Annotated in this window: 16 protein-coding genes; 7 read left to right on the top strand and 9 right to left on the bottom strand. The window is 62.6% G+C overall.

The features are described from left to right. Positions 1–27: 27 nt before the first annotated feature. From G365_RS0111140 to G365_RS0111100, 8 genes are all read right to left on the bottom strand, one after another. Entirely contained in the window at positions 28–1,656 is a 1,629-nt protein-coding gene (locus G365_RS0111140; protein ID WP_019645609.1) for a TIGR04028 family ABC transporter substrate-binding protein, read from the bottom strand. A 394-nt stretch (positions 1,657–2,050) separates the two neighbouring features. Then, entirely contained in the window at positions 2,051–3,175 is a 1,125-nt protein-coding gene (locus tag G365_RS0111135; protein WP_019645608.1) for an amino acid ABC transporter permease, read from the bottom strand. Continuing rightward, positions 3,172–4,416 (bottom strand): amino acid ABC transporter permease, encoded by a 1,245-nt coding sequence (locus G365_RS0111130; protein WP_019645607.1) that lies wholly within the window; start codon positions 4,414–4,416, stop codon positions 3,172–3,174. Before G365_RS0111130 ends, G365_RS0111135 begins: the two co-directional genes overlap by 4 nt. A 22-nt stretch (positions 4,417–4,438) precedes the next feature. Next, positions 4,439–5,482, bottom strand: a complete 1,044-nt coding sequence (locus tag G365_RS0111125; protein ID WP_019645606.1) for an amino acid ABC transporter substrate-binding protein — start codon at positions 5,480–5,482, stop codon at positions 4,439–4,441. A gap of 416 nt (positions 5,483–5,898) precedes the next feature. Beyond that, positions 5,899–6,744 (bottom strand): sulfate ABC transporter permease subunit CysW, encoded by an 846-nt coding sequence (gene cysW / locus G365_RS0111115; protein WP_019645604.1) that lies wholly within the window; start codon positions 6,742–6,744, stop codon positions 5,899–5,901. Continuing rightward, on the bottom strand, positions 6,744–7,583 hold the full coding sequence (gene cysT / locus G365_RS0111110) for a sulfate ABC transporter permease subunit CysT (RefSeq protein WP_019645603.1): 840 nt from the start codon (positions 7,581–7,583) through the stop codon (positions 6,744–6,746). The genes cysW (G365_RS0111115) and cysT (G365_RS0111110) overlap by 1 nt, the downstream gene beginning before the upstream one ends. After that, positions 7,580–8,599: a thiosulfate ABC transporter substrate-binding protein CysP gene (cysP, locus tag G365_RS0111105; protein WP_019645602.1), complete on the bottom strand. Its 1,020-nt coding sequence runs from the start codon at positions 8,597–8,599 to the stop codon at positions 7,580–7,582. Before cysP ends, cysT (G365_RS0111110) begins: the two co-directional genes overlap by 4 nt. A gap of 237 nt (positions 8,600–8,836) precedes the next feature. Beyond that, positions 8,837–9,088: a hypothetical protein gene (locus G365_RS0111100; protein ID WP_019645601.1), complete on the bottom strand. Its 252-nt coding sequence runs from the start codon at positions 9,086–9,088 to the stop codon at positions 8,837–8,839. Between the two features lie 338 nt (positions 9,089–9,426). Here G365_RS0111100 and G365_RS0111095 point away from each other — a divergent pair, with 338 nt between their 5' ends. Beyond that, positions 9,427–9,873 carry an RrF2 family transcriptional regulator gene (locus tag G365_RS0111095; RefSeq protein ID WP_019645600.1) on the top strand — a complete coding sequence of 149 codons (447 nt, stop codon included), beginning with the start codon at positions 9,427–9,429 and terminating at the stop codon, positions 9,871–9,873. A gap of 29 nt (positions 9,874–9,902) precedes the next feature. Here G365_RS0111095 and cysK read toward each other — a convergent pair whose 3' ends face one another. Continuing rightward, positions 9,903–10,901: a cysteine synthase A gene (cysK, locus tag G365_RS0111090; protein WP_019645599.1), complete on the bottom strand. Its 999-nt coding sequence runs from the start codon at positions 10,899–10,901 to the stop codon at positions 9,903–9,905. 303 nt (positions 10,902–11,204) lie between these two features. Between cysK and G365_RS0111085 the strand changes: the two genes are divergently transcribed. From G365_RS0111085 to G365_RS0111060, 6 genes are all read left to right on the top strand, one after another. Continuing rightward, the gene (locus tag G365_RS0111085) at positions 11,205–12,269 is read left to right on the top strand and encodes a sulfate ABC transporter substrate-binding protein (protein ID WP_019645598.1); all 1,065 of its coding nucleotides are present in this window, start codon (positions 11,205–11,207) and stop codon (positions 12,267–12,269) included. Between the two features lie 29 nt (positions 12,270–12,298). Beyond that, positions 12,299–13,201, top strand: coding sequence for a sulfate ABC transporter permease subunit CysT (gene cysT, locus G365_RS0111080; protein WP_019645597.1), 903 nt, complete (start codon positions 12,299–12,301; stop codon positions 13,199–13,201). Next, positions 13,198–14,040, top strand: a complete 843-nt coding sequence (gene cysW / locus G365_RS0111075) for a sulfate ABC transporter permease subunit CysW (protein WP_019645596.1) — start codon at positions 13,198–13,200, stop codon at positions 14,038–14,040. Before cysT (G365_RS0111080) ends, cysW (G365_RS0111075) begins: the two co-directional genes overlap by 4 nt. Positions 14,041–14,059: 19 nt before the next feature. Then, on the top strand, positions 14,060–15,094 hold the full coding sequence (locus G365_RS0111070; protein ID WP_019645595.1) for a sulfate/molybdate ABC transporter ATP-binding protein: 1,035 nt from the start codon (positions 14,060–14,062) through the stop codon (positions 15,092–15,094). Positions 15,095–15,220: 126 nt separating this feature from the next. Further along, positions 15,221–15,751 (top strand): hypothetical protein, encoded by a 531-nt coding sequence (locus G365_RS22965; RefSeq protein ID WP_155976232.1) that lies wholly within the window; start codon positions 15,221–15,223, stop codon positions 15,749–15,751. After that, positions 15,748–17,091: a GAF domain-containing protein gene (locus tag G365_RS0111060; RefSeq protein WP_019645593.1), complete on the top strand. Its 1,344-nt coding sequence runs from the start codon at positions 15,748–15,750 to the stop codon at positions 17,089–17,091. The genes G365_RS22965 and G365_RS0111060 overlap by 4 nt, the downstream gene beginning before the upstream one ends. Positions 17,092–17,280 lie beyond the last annotated feature (189 nt).

Here is a 17,280-nt window from a genome sequence, read left to right as displayed (position 1 = left end):
CTGTCAGACATCAGCCGGATGGCACGGTCATTTCTTATCCAGCCAGACGGCGTAGAAACTGGGGCGGCCCACCGCTTCGAAAGACAGGTCTTTCACATATGGGGCAGCCGCAAAGGCCTGCGGCTCCTCAAACAGCGGAATGGCGTAGGCCTGGTCGACCACATAGGTCTGGACCTCTCCGGCAAGCGCCAGACGTCTGGCGTCATCGGTTTCCGAGGCCAGCGCCTCCAGCAGGCGGTTGAGGTGGTCATCGACGAAAGACTGCACCTTGCCCGGCCCGCCTTTCTGGCGCAGGACGTCACGGTTCAACGGGTGATACTGGCTTTTGATCACGTCCGGGTCGGCACGGCCAACCATCGCCGGGGAGACCGGCGTTTTCAGCGGGTCAAGATCATCGGCAACCCGGCTGCCGGAATCACCGGACAGAACCGTCAGCCTGACGCCGACTTTTGCCCACTGCTGCGCCAGAAGTTGCAGGGTTGCCTTATTCTGCGGCTGGGGCAGCGACTCGTAAGCGGTCAGGACCAGATCCTTACCGTCTTTCTGGCGCAGACCGCCGGGACCGGGGACCCATCCCGCCTGATCGAGCAGCGATGCCGCCGCCGCAGGGTCAAACGCCAGCTTCGGGGCCAGATTGGTGTACCCCAGCGCTGTGGAGGCAAGAACCGAAGTCGCCTGCGGATAATTCTTCGAGAACAGGGTCCTGACCACTTCGGCGCTGTCAGTGGCTTTCAACAGGGCCTGACGGACCCGCACATCCGCCACCAGCGGATTATCAGGACGGAAGACCACAGAGTTGTTCACCCCCCGCGTCGGCGGGGCATAAATAGTATAGCCCTGACTCAGAACCTGTTTTTCGTCATAGGCCTGCACCTGACGGATCACATCGCCCTGCCCGGCGGTCAGCGCCCCGATCCGGACGCTGTCTTCCGACACCACCAGCAGGCGGATGCCGTCCAGATGCGGCGGCCCCTGATGCTCCAGCTTTGCCGGTCCCCAGGCATAATCCTTGCGGGCTTTAAACGTGATTTCCTTCCCCAGCACTTCGTTCGTCACCACGAACGGACCGGAGCCGATAATCTTGGTGGCATCCCCGAGTTCATCAAGTTTGCGGGACAGGGTCGATAGCGACACCAGACCGGAACCGATCACCGATGTGCCCTGCAAAAATCCCGGAGATGGCTTTTTGAAGAAGAATTTTACGGTGTAGGGATCAATAACCTCGCTGCGGTCATAGTTGTTGATCACCTCTGACACCGGCAGCCTCAGATCTTTGTTGCCCAGCCCGAAGGTGTCGTAATTCTTCGCCACCGCCGCCGCATCCAGCGGCGTACCGTCAGAGAAAGTCACCCCCTTGCGGATTTTAAACGTGTATTCGGTCTTATCGGCGTTGACGGTCCACGACTCGGCGATCCACGGCTCAATCTCCAGCGTTTTCGGGTTCTGATAGGTCAGCTTGTCGGTGATCTGATTCAGGATGCCGCCGTTCGGATAAAATCCGCCTGCCGGGGGATACAGCGCGGTGTGCCCCTGCTGCTCAAGATAGATCAGGGTGCCCCCGTTCACGGTTGCGGCAGCAGCGGCAGCCGACAGGCTGATCACCCCTGACAGGAGAGAGGCGGCAAGAAGGCGGGCACGGAACACGGTCGGGGCCATTGGCTTATCCTTTCAGGATCATCAGCATCCGTTCCGGCAAGGCTCTGCCTCAGCCAGACCCCGGAACACGGGGCGACACGGCCTGATAGCGGATCAAAAAAGCGGAAACGGTGCGGACTCATCCGGCTCTCAGGCCGGGAAATCAGGGAAGGAAACGGCATCTCCCGTTCCCCATCTCTAAAAACCTATTTCTTTATAGATTTATGGTCAACATATTTTCTTCCCGCTTCTCAGATTTTTTAATCCGGGAAACATGGCGGGCCCCGTCCCGATATCCTCTTGAAAATAAAAAGAAACCGCCCTCCAAAGACGGGAGGACGGGTTTAGGGTATCGTCATGACGGCGGGAGCCGGGCGAAAGATCGCCCGGTCCCACTCACACAGCAGGGTGCCGTTTAACGGTGATCATGACGATGGGGGGAAACGTGACGCTCCAGCCACAGGCTGTAGCGGGAGCCGCAGAAGCACAGCGTGAAATAGACCAGCGCCGCAAAAGCATAGGCTTCGTCATGGCGCCCCATCCAGTCCGAGTCATTGGCCGCGACACGGGCCGCGTTGAGAAAATCAAACAGGCCGATCACCAACACCAGCGACGTATCCTGAAACACATTGAGCAGGATATTGACGATACCGGGGATCACCGTGCGGATCGCCTGCGGCAGAATGATCCGCCGCAGGGTCTGCCACCGGGACAGGCCCAGCGCATACGCAGCCTCATACTGCCCCCTCGGCACCGCCTGCAATCCGGCCCGCAGGGTTTCCGCCAGAAAAGCGGCAACAAAAATGCTGACGGCAATCTGTGCCCGCAGCAGCTTATCGACCGCAGCCCCGGCGGGCAGCATCAGCGGAAACAGCAGGGTGGCGGCATACAGCACGGCAATGAACGGAATACCGCGGGTGATCTCAATCCCCAGCACCGACAGCAGCCGCAGACCACCCATTTTAGACCGTCTCGCCAGTGCCAGCCCGACGGCCAGGGGAGCGGCCATCAGAACCCCGGCGACAAACACCAGCAAACTGAGGGTCATCCCGCCCCAGACATCCGTGGCCACCGGCGTCAGGCCAAATCCCCCACCAAGCAGGATCAGCACCGCAGCCATCCCGGCCCCCCATGCCACCAGCAACGGCCAGCGCCACAGTGCCGGAAGACCGGTGGCGATGATCAGCACCGCCATCACCAGCAGCGCCGCCGCCGAACGGGCCTGCTCCGGCCCGGGATACAGGCCGAACAGAATGAAACGGATTTTATCGGCGACAAAGGCCCAGCAGGCCCCCTGCGCCTGACGGCAGGCGTCGCCATTCCCAACCCACACGGCCTTGACCAGCGCCCAGTCGAGAAACGGCCAGACCACCACGGCGATAAATCCGATGTAGACCAGCGTGATCAGGCTGTTGAGCGGGGTTCCGAACAGGCCGCCCCACAGACGGCGCAGACGCTGATGCACGGGCGACGGCGGAACGGCGCGGACATGAGGCGGCAGGGCAGACGGAGTGTCCACAGCGGCGGCAACGGCGGTCATCGGTGGGTTTCTCCCCGCAAGGCGACACGGTGGTTGTACAGGTTCATCAGGGCCGAGGTGATCAGACTGAGGGTGAGGTAGACACAGATCATGATGCTGATCGCTTCCAGCACATGGCCGCCCTGATTGGCGGTGGTATTCAGCACGTTGACCAGATCGGGATAGCCGATGGCGACGGCGATGCTGGAATGCTTGGTCAGGGAGACATAGCTGGACGTCAGGGCCGGAATGATCACCCGCAGCGCTTGCGGCAGAACCACCAGCCGCATCACCCGGCGTTCTGGCAGACCCAGCGCCCGGGCGGCTTCCCACTGGCCACGCGGCACCGACTGAATGCCCGCCCGCACCAGCTCCGCCACCGAGGCGGAGGTATTTACCGCCAGCCCGATCCACAGGGCGACAAACTCGGGGCTGAGCGTGCGGCCCCCGGTGATGTTAAACCCGCTCAGCCGTGGCAGATCCAGCCCCCATGCCGGGCCAGCGGCAGCCCACAGCAGGGCGGTCAGTCCGCCCCCGGCCCCCAGCGACACCCCGAGCCGGAACGGTCTGCCCCGCCGCCGGAGCAGCCACCACAGTCCACCGGCAGTCCCCAGTCCGATCAGCAGCAGCACACCGCCGGACAGCGGCGCCACCGTGGCCGTAATACCGGGGGTAAACAGGCCGCGGTTGGTCAGAAATACTCCGGGCAGCGGGGCCAGCGCCTGCCGGGGGGATGGCAGGGCGTGAACGGTCAGACTCCAGAAAAACAATTGCAGCAGCAGCGGAGTATTGCGGATGACCTCGATATACACCTGCACGGTGCGGGACAGCAGCGGGTTGGACGACAGCCGGGCGACCCCCAGCGTCAGCCCCAGCACGGTGGCCAGCGCGCAGCTCAGCAGCGCCACCTGCACCGTATTCAGAAACCCGACCGCCAGCGCCCGTCCGTAACTGTCTGCCGCAGAATAGGGAATCCAGCTTTCGCCGATCTCAAACCCGGCAGAGCGGGACAGGAACTCAAAGCCCGGTGTCAGGCCCAGCCGGGCCAGATTGCCGGACAGGGTCGTCCCCAGCCACACCGCAACAGCAAGAACCGCCCCGACAGCCAGCAGCTGGGTGCCGGGATACTCCCCCCACCAGTCCCTGATCCGCCCGGCCCCGACAGCAATGCCACTGCGCAGGGCACCCCCGATCCCGGACAGGATCGGGGGCTTACGGGCTGGCGGTGATCCCGGCAGGACTGGCGGCACGGAACGGGTCATGTCAGCCCCCTTTTTTCACCAATCAGCGGAACGGCGGGGCGTACAGCAGGCCGCCCTTGGTCCATGACTGGTTGAACCCACGTTCAAACCCAAGGCCCGAGGCCTTGCCAAGGCTGCGGTCGAAAATCTCGCCGTAGTTCCCCACCGTTTTAATGATGGTATAGAACACCTTGGGGTCCAGTTTGGCCGCCTGCCCCAGAGCCGGATCAACCCCGAGGAAACGGCGGATGGTCGGGTTTTCACTGGTCAGGAAGCTGTCGACGTTCTCTTTGGTGATCCCCAGCTCTTCTGCCTGCAGGGTGGCATAGACAACCCAGTTGACCACCTCAAGCCAGCGGTCATCCCCCCAGCGGACCGCCGGGGCCAGCGGCTCTTTCGAGATGCGTTCCGGCAGCACGATGTAGTCATCGGGGTTCGGCAGCTGAAGACGGCGGAAGGCCAGATCGGTGGAATCCTGCGTCACCACATCGCAGCGGCCAGAGGTGAAAGCCTTGCGGATTTCGTTGGTGTCTTCAATCACCACCGGTTTGAAGGTGGCATTGTTCTGACGGAAGAAGTCGGCAATGTTCAGTTCGCCGGTGGTGCCGCTCTGGATACACACCGTGGCCCCGTTCAGCTCCGTCGCCTTGGTGACGCCCAGCTTTTTCGGCACCAGCAAGCCCTGACCGTCGTAGAACACCACCGGCCCGAAGTGGAAGCCCAGCTGATGCGAGCGGGTGAACGTCTGCGTCACCCCCGACAGCAGGATGTCAAATTCCCCCGACTGCAGGGCCGGAAGGCGCTGCTGCGGCGAGGAGGTGATGAATTCCACCTTATTGGGATCATTGAACAGGGCAATCGACAGAGCCCGCCCGAAATCAACGAAAAAGCCTTCCCAACGCCCCGACTTGTCGACGTTAAAGAACCCCGGGCCGGGGCTGCCAACCCCCACCTTAATGGTGCCACGGGCCTGAATTGCATCAATCGTCGGCCCGGCCTGCGCCACACCGGGGGCCGCCAGCGCCCCGACACCGACGGACAGGGCGGCAACCGCCCCAAGGAGCTTCGCTTTCAGTTTCTTCAGCATTGCAGGATCCCTTTTGCTGGATATCTGTCTGGGAGAGCGGGCGGAGGCTGATCTGCAGGCGCAGAGGGGCAGCGTCCGCGAAAACCATCGGTTTCCGGACCATTCAAAAAAGGCCGCGGGCTGACGCCATCACACCGGAGTGGGTAAGGGCGGACAGGTCAGCCCCGGCGGCAAGTCTGGAGAGGTCACGAGGAAACGGCGCAGGTGAGACAACAACATCCGGCCCTGAAGGCCGGGGCGTCTGTTGCATCAGCCGCAGACCCAAGATTAAACATATAAATCTATCTGTAAATAGATTTATGGCGTTGGCGTTGTTTTTTTGCAAAGACGGCCCCCTCTCCGGCCACTGCAGGCAGCAAAAAGCCCGCCTGCCGGGCTGGCAGACGGGCTGAAGACAACGGAATCCCGGGGATTTTCTATTCAGTGGCGCTGCGCCGCGCCCGGTCAATCTGGCGCTCAACAATCGCCTTGGCTGCCAGCGTGACCACCGCCAAAGAGGTCAGAATCGACGCCACCGCAAACGATCCGGTGTTGTCATAGTCGTGGAACAGCAGGTCGATATACAGCGGCAGCGTATTGGTTTCGCCCCGGATATGTCCGGACACCACGGAAACCGCGCCAAACTCCCCCAGCACCCGCGCCGCGCAGAGAATAACCCCATAAAGCAGCGCCCAGCGGATATTGGGCAATGTCACGCGCAGAAACGTCCGCAGCCCCCCTGCCCCAAGAATAATCGCCGCCTCCTCATCATCCGTCCCGTGCAGGCGCATCAGCGGCAGCAGCTCGCGGGCGATAAAGGGACTGACCACAAACAGGACGGCCAGCAGAATCCCCGGCACCGCGAACATCACCGGGATATTATGGTCCTGCAGATAGGCCCCCAGCGGGCTTGACGCCCCGTAGACCAGCAGACAGGCCACCCCGGCCACAATCGGCGACACCGAAAACGGCAGCTCAATCAACGAGACCAGAACCGTCTTACCCCGCCAGCGGAACTTGGTCAGCGCCCACGCCGCCGCCAGCCCAAACAGCGCCGACAGCGGCACGCAGACCACCAGCGTCAGCAGCGTCAGGCCGATTGCCGACAGGGTTTCCCGCGCCGAAACCACCTGCCACCACGCCGCCGCCCCTTTTGAGAAGGCATGACCGAACACCACAGCCAGCGGGGTGCCGAACATCAGCACCGCCAGCACAACCGCAGCCGCCACACACAGCCACGCACCAGCCCCTTCCGGGCGGCGCCGTTCCCGCCGGTGCTGCATCACACCCCCTCCTTATCCAGATAGCGGTGCTGCCACGCCTGAATCGCATTGGCCAGTAACATCACCACCAGCGCGGACAGCAGGATCACCACCGCAATCGCCGTTGCCGCCGGGTAGTTGTATTCTTCCAGGCGGATGTAAATCAGCAGCGAGGTGATTTCGGTTTTCATCGGGCGGTTTCCGGCGATGAAGATAATCGCCCCGAACTCGCCCAGACAGCGGGCAAACGCCAGCGTCATCCCCGCCAGCACCGCCGGGGCCACCACTGGCGCAATCACATGCCGGAACACCTGCCACCGCCCGGCCCCCAGCAGACCGGCGGCTTCCTCGGCATCGGCATCCAGATCTTCCAGCACCGGCTGGACGGTCCGCACCACAAACGGCAGGCTGGTAAAAGCCATGGCAACCGCAATACCGGCCTGCGCGTTCACCACCGTCCACCCCATCGCCGACAGAAACGGCCCGAACCAGCCGGTGGCGGATAAGGCGGCAGACAGCGCCACCCCGGCAACCGCGGTCGGCAGGGCGAAGGGGATATCCATCACCGCATCCAGCAGGCGCCGCCCGGGAAAATCATAGCGGGCCAGAACCCACGCAAACAGCAGACCGGCCACCCCGTTAAACGCGACCGCCTGCAGGGCAGACGTCAGGGTGACCTGATAGGTCGCCAGCGCCCGCGGGCTGGCGACCGCTGCCACAAACTCGGCGGCGGACAGGCCTGCCGCGCGCCACAGCAATGCCGCCAGCGGCAAAAGGACAATCACGCCGAGATACCCCAGCGTGATGCCCAGCGTCAGAGAAAAGCCCGGCAGAGTCCGGCGGGAGCGGCTGAGCCTCATTTGGCGACAAACACCTGATCCAGCAGCGCCCCTTCCGCGAAGTGTGCCTTATTCACCGCCGCCCAGCCGCCAAGGCTGTCGATGGTCAGCAGCCGCACCTCGGGGAACTGCGCCTTATACTTGGCAACCACGTCGGGATCCCGGACCCGGTTATAGGTCTGGGCCAGCACATCCTGCGCCGATTTGCTGTACAGGAAGGTCAGGTAGGCCGTCGACTCGGCGCGGGAGCCACGACGGTCGGCCACCTTATCAACCACCGCCACCGGGAAGTCAGCCAGCAGGCTGACCGGCGGGACCACCGCATCAAAACGGTCTGCCCCGAATTCCTGCTGAATACCCCGCACTTCCGCTTCGAAGGTCACCAGAACATCGCCGGTGCCACGCTCGACAAACGTGGTGGTGGCAGCCCGCCCGCCGGTATCAAACACCGGCACATTGGCCAGCAGCTTGCCGACAAAGTCCTTCGCCTTATCCGCGTTGCCGCCGCTGCTTTCCAGCGCGTAGGCATAGGCCGCCAGATAGGTATAGCGGGCATTGCCCGACGTCTTCGGGTTGGGGAACACCACCTGCACATCCGCGCGGACCAGATCATCCCACGACTTGATGTTCTTCGGGTTACCCTTGCGCACCAGGAAGGCGGGCAGCGAATAGTACGGCGACGCATCATTGGGGAATTTCTTTGCCCAGTCGGCGGCGACAAAGCCCTTGTCGGCCAGCACCTGAACATCGGGCACCTGATTAAAGGTCACCACATCGGCGGGCAGACCTTCCAGAATGGAACGCGCCTGCTTGGATGACCCCCCGTGCGACTGCTTGACCTCCAGCGCCGGCAGGCCCTTGGCGGCCCGCTCTTCTTTATAAAGAGCGTTCAGCTTGGCATACAGCTCGCGGGAAATGTCGTAGGAGACATTGAGGATGTCGCTGACCGGGGCATCCGCAGCGCGGGCCGGGGCAGCAGCGATAACAGCCGCGACGGCGGCAGAAGCGAACAGGGTCTTCAGATTCAGGCGGCGCATCGCGGGAACTCCTTCGATCAGCGTCACGGCGTTATGCTGTTGTAAGGACATTTAACACGCAATGTAAATAGGATATTTTTAATTCACTTATTTTTTTGGTTAATAAAAAACAAATCACAAAAAAAGGCGGCTTCCGCTCGGAAACCGCCTTTCAGCACAAGGCCCACATTCGGGGCTGATCGCCATCATCCTGCCTCTTCTCCCGGCAGGAACAGGAACAACCATCAGACATGCGATTCATCCATTCAGCCGGGCACCGCGCTTCAGATCAGACTGGGCCTGCCGGATCACCGGCCAGACCTGATCAGACCGCAGGCCGTCCCGCCGCATCACCAGATGCACCAGCGGATCGGTCATCACGTCGGTCAGTGACGGCTCTCCACTGCGCCACGGATCCGGGCGACGGGAGGAGTGGGGGCGCAGGATCACAGCCTGCCCATGTGGCGGCGGCAGACCCGGGGTGGAAGCGGCAACAGGAACTGTCTGCATCGCAGATCTCCTTAAAGACAAGAAAGGTGGAAAGACAAGAAAGGTGGAAAGACAAGAAAGGTGGAAAGACAAGAAAGGTGGAAAGACAAGAAAGGTGGAAAGACAAGAAAGGTGGGACAGGAGCCCGGCGGAAGGCGTCCGTTTTCCGCCGGGCCGGTACCGGGGGGAGGAATAGCAGCAGGTCCGCCCGGTACTCAGACACTGTAGGGAGAATCAGGATCGGGCGCAACACATAATTCTATATTTTTATAGATTTTATAGAAAATCATGGCGGAACCCTTGACTCCGCACCGCCTCTTTGTAAATACGGGCGTCATAGAACGGAGACGCCAAAAACAATGCTGTCCAGCAAAGCAAAGTACGGTCTGAAGGCCATGGTCTACCTGGCCCGTAATGAGAATCAGGGGGCCGTCGTCATTCAGGACATTGCTACGGCGGAAACCATTCCGAAGAAGTTTCTCGACGCCATCATGCTGGAACTGAAGAACAACGGCCTGCTGACCAGCAAGAAGGGCAAAGGCGGCGGATATATGCTGGCCGTTCCGGCGGCTCAGATCCGCGTCGGTGACATTATCCGCGTTCTGGATGGGCCGCTGGCCCCGGTGCCCTGCGCGTCACGCAATGCCTATAAACCCTGCGCGGACTGCCGCGACGAAGCCGGATGCGCCGTACGCGCGGTGATGAGTGATGTCCGGGATGCCATTGCCGCGATTCTCGACACCTGCTCGCTGTCGGACATGGCCAGCAAGGGCGCGGGCGAACTGATCCTCAACTACGAGATCTAAAGACCGGATAACAGGCCTGCCGCAGCCCGTCAGCTGAGACCGTCGAACAGCGGGGTCGACAGATACCGCTCCGCGCAGGACGGGATGATCACCACCACGGTCTTCCCGCGCATCTCCGGCCGCCGCGCCACTTCCAGCGCCGCACACAGCGCCGCCCCGGATGAAATCCCCACCGGAATCCCTTCCTGCCGTGCTGCCAGACGTGCCGTGCGGAAAGCATTTTCATTGGTGATGGTCAGGATTTCATCAATCAGCCGCCGGTCCAGCAGCGGCGGCACGAATCCGGCCCCGATCCCCTGAATCTTGTGCGGCGCAGGCATACCGCCGGACAGCACCGGGCTGGCATCGGGCTCCACCGCGATCACCCGCAGGGCCGGGTTATAGCGCCGCAGGGCCTGCCCGACCCCGGTGAGGGTCCCCCCGGTCCCGACACCGCCAACCACAGCATCCACCCGGCCACCGGTATCGGCCCAGAGTTCCTCCGCCGTCGTCTGCCGGTGAACCTGCGGATTCGCCGCATTCTGGAACTGACGCAGGGAAACCGCACCGGGGATCGCCGCCAGCAGCTCCCGCGCCCGGGCAATGGCCCCTCCCATGCCCTTGACCGCCGGAGTCAGATCAATTTCCGCCCCGAACAGCTGCACCATTTTCCGCCGTTCCACCGACATGCTTTCCGGCATGGTCAAAATCAGCCGGTATCCTTTCACCGCAGCAATCCCGGCCAGCGCAATGCCGGTGTTGCCTGAGGTCGGCTCGACAAGGGTTGAATACCCGGGGATCAGCTCGCCGCAGGCCTCCGCCGCTTCGACCATCGCCAGTGCCACCCGGTCTTTTACCGAGGCCAGCGGATTAAAAAACTCCAGTTTAGCGAGCAGGTCTGCCCCGCCTGCCGCATTCATCCGGTTGATCCGTACCAGCGGCGTGCCACCGACCGTCTGCATGATATGATCGTAGATCCGCCCACGCGGACGGGTCGCCGGTACAGAGGGCTGAATCGTATGACAGGCAAAATCCGAATCGGGGGACATCGACATGCTTCCTTCTGCCGGGGCCGGACGATACCGTCACTGGATATAAAACTATAACAAGATAGATTATTGGGTTTCAAGCCCTCCCTCTTGCCTGTCCCTCTTCCTTCAGCGCCCGTTTCCAGCGAAGCCCGAGCCCCGCAGCTACAAATTAACCATTTGATTTAAAACATTTTATCAAGATGCGCTCATATCAAAATTCAACAAATACATAGTGTGTTTTTAAAATTAAAAAACACCGCTTGACGGTATAAAAATACAAATTCATAGTTTTATGGTCATTTCCGCCATGGGAGGCCCACAATGATCTTCACCACACAACAGACTGCCCTGCCGACCAAGACGGCCCGCCCGTCTCTGCTGTCCCGCCGTATGCTGCTGGTGGCGGGCGCCCTGGCCTGCCTCGCCGGGGGTCTTTCTGGTCCGGTCAGTGCCCGTGCCGCCGAGCAGAAGACGCTGTTGAACGTATCCTATGACCCGACGCGGGAGCTGTATCAGAAGCTGAACACCGCCTTCATTCCGGCGTATAAGGATGCCGATCTGAAGATCAACCAGTCGCATGGCGGCTCGGGCAAACAGGCCCGGTCGGTGATTGACGGTCTGGATGCCGACGTGGTGACGCTGGCACTGGCCTATGACATCGACGCCATTGCCGACACCGGCCTGCTGGCCAAAGACTGGCAGACCCGCCTGCCGCAGAACAGCTCCCCCTACACCTCAACCATTGTGTTTCTGGTCCGCAAGGGCAACCCGGCCCAGATCAAGGACTGGCCGGATCTGATCAAGCCGGGCGTGCAGGTGATCACCCCCAACCCCAAGACCTCCGGCGGCGCGCGGTGGAACCATCTGGCCGCCTATGCCTACGCCCTGCAGGCCAATGGCAACGACACCGCCAAGGCCGAAGACTACCTCAGCAAGCTGTACGCCAACGTGCCGGTGCTGGACACCGGGGCACGCGGATCAACAAACACATTCGCCCAGCGCGGTATTGGTGATGTCCTGCTGGCGTGGGAGAATGAGGCGATTCTGTCGCTGAAGGAATTCGGGGACGCCTTTGAAATCGTCGTACCGTCGATCTCCATTCTGGCAGAGCCGCCGGTCGCGGTGGTTGACAAGGTGGTGGACCGCAAGGGGACCCGCGCCGCAGCCGAAGCCTACCTGAAGTTCCTTTACACCCCGGAAGCACAGGAAATCATTGCCCAGAACCATTACCGCCCGCGTGATCCGGCGGTGGCTGCCAAGTATGCCAAAAACTTCCCTGATGTGAAGCTGGTGACCATCGACGGGGCCTTCGGTGGCTGGCGCAAGGCGCAGGAAACCCACTTTGCGGATGGCGGTATCTTTGACCGTGTCAGTGTGAAGAAGTAAACGGCCCGGACCGGAACAGGAGGTCCGCCATGACAGCGTCCCCCCCTCTTCAGACCGTACAGGGGGCCGGGCATGACCCGGCCCCCGCACCGCGTCGCCGCAGTCTGCTGCGGCGGCAGGTGATCCCCGGTTTCACCCTCAGCATGGGCATCACCCTTGGCTGGCTGTCGCTGATTGTCCTGATCCCGCTGGCCGGGCTGGTGATCCGTGCCTCTGGCCTGCCACTGGACCGCTGGATCACAGTGCTGACCGACACCCGCCTGCTGGCGGCGCTGCGCCTCAGTTTCGGCGGGGCGCTGATTGCCGCCCTGATCAACGGCGTTCTTGGCCTGATCGTGGCCTGGGTGCTGGTGCGCTACCCCTTCCCCGGGCGGAAGCTGATTGATGCGATGATCGATCTGCCCTTCGCCCTGCCGACGGCAGTGGCCGGGATCGCCCTGAGTGCCCTTTATGCCCCCAACGGCTGGCTGGGCAGCCTGCTGACCCCACTGGGCATCAAGGTCGCCTTCACCCCGCTGGGGGCGGTGGTCGCCATGGTGTTTATCGGCCTGCCCTTTGCGGTGCGCACGGTACAGCCGGTGCTGGAAGACATCGACGTGGAGCTGGAGGAGGCCGCCGCCTGCCTCGGCGCCTCCCGCCGTCAGACCTTCTGGATGGTGCAGCTGCCGACCATTGCCCCGGCCCTCGCCACCGGCGTCTCGCTGGCCTTTGCCCGCGCGGTCGGGGAATACGGATCAGTAATCTTCATCGCCGGAAACCTGCCCCGGGTTTCAGAAATTGCCCCGCTGCTGATCGTCACCCGGCTGGAACAGTATGACTATGTCGGGGCCACGGCCATCGCCACCATCATGCTGGCGGCGTCTTTCGCCCTGCTGCTGGTGGTCAACATCCTGCAGAAGTGGAACCGTGACCGTCAGGGAGGGACCCGATGAGCAAACGATCCCTACGGGAACATTCCGCCACCCGGCTGTCGCTGGTCGCGCTGACGGTGGCGATCATCCTGCTGTTTCTGCTGCTGCCGCTGGCGCAGGTCCTGCAACAGGCTTTTGCCAAGGGCCCGGCGGTGTTCTGGCAGTCTCTTCAGGGCGAGGATACCATTGCCGCCATCCGCCTGACCCTGCTGGTGGCGGCGATCTCGGTCCCGCTCAATCTGGTGTTCGGGCTGGCGGCAAGCTGGGCAATCACCAAGTTCGACTTTCCCGGCAAAAGCCTGCTGGTGTCGCTGATTGACCTGCCGTTCTCCGTGTCCCCGGTTATTTCCGGCCTGATTTATGTGCTGCTGTTCGGTGCCCACGGCTTCTTCGGCCCCTGGCTGATTGAGCATGACCTGAAGATCATTTTCGCCGTGCCGGGCATTGTACTGGCCACCGTCTTCGTCACCTTCCCCTTTGTCGCCCGTGAACTGATCCCACTGATGGAGGAGCAGGGCCGGGAGGAGGAGGAGGCAGCACTGGTTCTCGGGGCCAGCGGCCTGCGGACTTTCTGGTCCGTCACGTTACCCAATGTAAAATGGGCATTGTTATACGGTGTATTGCTGTGTAATGCTCGGGCGATGGGCGAATTCGGCGCTGTTTCTGTGGTATCCGGCCACATCAGGGGACTGACCAACACCATGCCGCTGCATGTGGAGATATTGTACAATGAATATGATTTCGTCGGAGCGTTCGCGGTGGCTTCGGTTCTCGCGCTCCTCGCCCTCGTCACCCTCGGAATCAAATCCGCAGTCGAGTGGTGGCACCGCGACGAACTTGCGGCCACCCGCCGCCATTGAGGAAGGACAGGCACAGGCCATGATTGACCTGCAGCAGATTCATAAGACTTTCGGCGCCTTCACCGCACTGGACCATGTCAGCCTGTCGATCCCGCGCGGGCGGATGGTCGCCCTGCTGGGGCCGTCCGGGTCGGGTAAGACGACACTGCTGCGCATCATTGCCGGGCTGGAACACGCCGATGGCGGCACCATCCGGCTGGACGGGCAGGATGCCACGGATCTCAGCGCCCGCGACCGCCGCATCGGCTTTGTCTTCCAGCATTACGCCCTGTTCCGTCATATGACGGTGGCCGACAACGTCGCCTTCGGGCTGAAGGTGCGGCCCCGTGACAGCCGCCCATCTAAAAGCGAGATCACGGACCGGGTTAATACCCTGCTGAAGCTGGTGCATCTGGATGGTCTGGCCGGGCGTTATCCGACCCAGCTGTCGGGCGGACAGCGGCAGCGGGTGGCTCTGGCCCGGGCGCTGGCGGTGGAACCGCGCCTGCTGCTGCTGGATGAACCCTTTGGGGCGCTGGATGCGCAGGTGCGTAAGGACCTGCGCCGCTGGATGCGCCGCCTGCACGACGACATGGGCCTGACCAGTGTTTTCGTCACCCACGATCAGGAAGAAGCGCTGGAACTGGCCGATGACGTGGTGGTGATGTCACAGGGCCGGATCGAACAGATCGGCACCCCGGCGGATATCTACGACAACCCGGCAACGCCGTTTGTCTACCAGTTCCTTGGCAATGCCACCAGACTGACCGCCACAGTCCAGGGGGGTACCGCCCACCTTAACGGCTGGCAGCTTCCCGCAACCGCCCCCGATGGTCCGGCAGTGGCCTTCATCCGCCCTCATGACTGGACATTGGAGGATGCCGCCACCGGCGCCAACGCCACCCTGCGCCATGCGTCGGTTCTGGGGTCCAGCCTGCGTCTGGATGTCACCCTGCAGGATGGGCAGGATATCGAGGTGGACATCCGCCGCGATGCCGGACAGGCGGTTCCCGCTGCCGGATCAGCCCTGCGCCTGACCCCTAACCGCGTGGCCGTCTTTCCTGCCACCGCATAACCTGTCTCACTGCCCTTTCCCGGCCCCCGGGAAAGGGCGAGCAGAGTTTTGACCGAACAGAGACATTCTGATCCAGCCATCACAAACAGGTTGCCGGACAGTCTGAAAGGGCGGACGGTCGGCGACATGATGTCGGACCATACCCCCAGCCCCCACTCCCACTTCCTGACAGACACCATTCTGTCCTTCATCAACAGCTGCGGAAGTATCCGGCTGGCCAGCCGGACTGCTCTGTTTCGCCCGGTTGCCGCGCGCGGACTGGCCGTCTGTGTGGCCGACCGCACGGCGGACCGGCTGCGGGTCTGCGTCTCCACCCCCGGATGCCGCCCGCTTCTGGATGCCATACGCGACAGCGGGACCCTCGCGGTGGCCCTGTCACAGCCCCTTACCCACCGCTCCCTTCAGATCAAGGGCCGCGATGCCACCCTGACAGCCTGCCTGCCGGAGGACCGCGACCAGATAGAACACCTGCGCCGGATCATGGTGCTGGAGCTGCGGGAACTGGGCTACGATCAGACGCTGGTCGAATCCTTCTGGAAAGCGGCAGAAGACCCGCTGACCGGCATCACCTTCACCGTCACCGGCCTGTTTGACCAGACCCCCGGCCCCGGAGCCGGAGCGGCGATTGACGGGCACACCGGACCGGCGACGCCATGACCCGCATCCGGCTGGAACAGATCCGCGACTGTCTGGAAGGCGGGGTCCCCGCCACCATCGCCACCTGCGGCGAAGATGGTCTGCCCAATGTATCGCTGCTGACACAGGTCCAATACGCCGACAGCGATCATGTCGCCCTGACCTATCAGTTTTTCAACAAAACCCGCCGCAATATCCTCGCCAATCCCTATGCGATGGTACAGGTGATGGATCCGGTTTCCGCCATGGAATTCCGGCTGACCCTGCGCTATCTGCGCACCGAGACTTCCGGCCCGCTGTTTGAGGCGATGCGGGCCCGGCTGGCCGGAATTGCCGCCCATGCCCGGATGCAGGATGTCTTTGTGCTGCGGGGGGCTGACGTGTACCGCGTGCTGGATATCGAGGCCGTCGACGATACAGGGCGGTTACCCTGCAACGGGCCACGCCCCAGCCTGTTACCCGCAGTCCGGCAGATCTGCGGTCGCCTCAGCCGCTGCCCAGATCTGGAAGACCTGCTGGAGACGGCACTGGATGAGATCACCCGCCAGTTCGGTATCCGTCATGTCATGATGTTCATGGCCGGATCCCATCCGGGCAGCGACATCACACAGGACCGGCTGTATGCGCTCGCCAGCCGGGGCTTTGACAGCTCCGGTGCCGGATTTGAGGTCAGCCTGCAGGACGGGATCGTCGGCGTCGCCGCCCGGGAACGGGTTCCGATCCGTATCACCAACGTGGCGGCGGAATACAGCTACACCCGGGTTGCCGGGGGCGAGGACCGGACAGGCCCCCTGTCGGGGATCCCCTTCCCGGGGCGGATCCCGCCCGGCAGTCAGATGGCTGTGCCGGTACAGTGCGGCCAGCGCCTGCTGGGCGTGCTGTACGCGGAAAGCGCCGAAGAATGGCGCTTCAGTTACGATGATGAGGACGCTCTCGCCACCGTGGCAAGTCAGCTGAGCGTGATGATGGCTCTGCTGGAAGCCACTGCCGCCCCGGCAGACCCCGATCCGGCCCGGAGTTGCCAGCATGGCGGCGGCCCGCCGGTGATGATCCGTCACTATGCGGTCGACGACAGCGTCTTCATCGACGGCGACTATCTGATCAAGGGAACCGCCGGGGCCATTCTGCACATCATCCTGCGGGATTATCTGCGGGATGGGCGCTGTGACATCACCAACCGCGAACTGCGGCTGCATCCCGATCTGCGGCTGCCAGAGGTCAGCGACAACCTTGAGGCCCGGCTGATCCTGCTGCAACGGCGCCTGACCGACCGGGGCAGCGCCCTGAGCCTGCAAAAAACCGGACGCGGCCGCCTGCGTCTGGTCCTGCGTGGCCCGGTCCATCTGGAAGAGGTGCCCTGAACGGCGGGCAGCCTGCAGGGTCTGCGCTGGATTGCCCCGTCCGTGATGCCAACGGAACGGAACGACTTTCTGAACGGAGTCCGCCAGACCGTCGTCGACAGGCTCCTCTGAAGACAGGCCCGGCGGTTTGTTCATCATCCCGACAGCCAGATGTGCTACAGAAAGGGGCGGCGGAACAGCCGCCCTTTT

The organism is Novispirillum itersonii subsp. itersonii ATCC 12639, assembly GCF_000381985.1.
GTDB lineage: Bacteria > Pseudomonadota > Alphaproteobacteria > Rhodospirillales > Rhodospirillaceae > Novispirillum > Novispirillum itersonii.
This window is presented reverse-complemented; position numbering and strand designations above follow the sequence as displayed.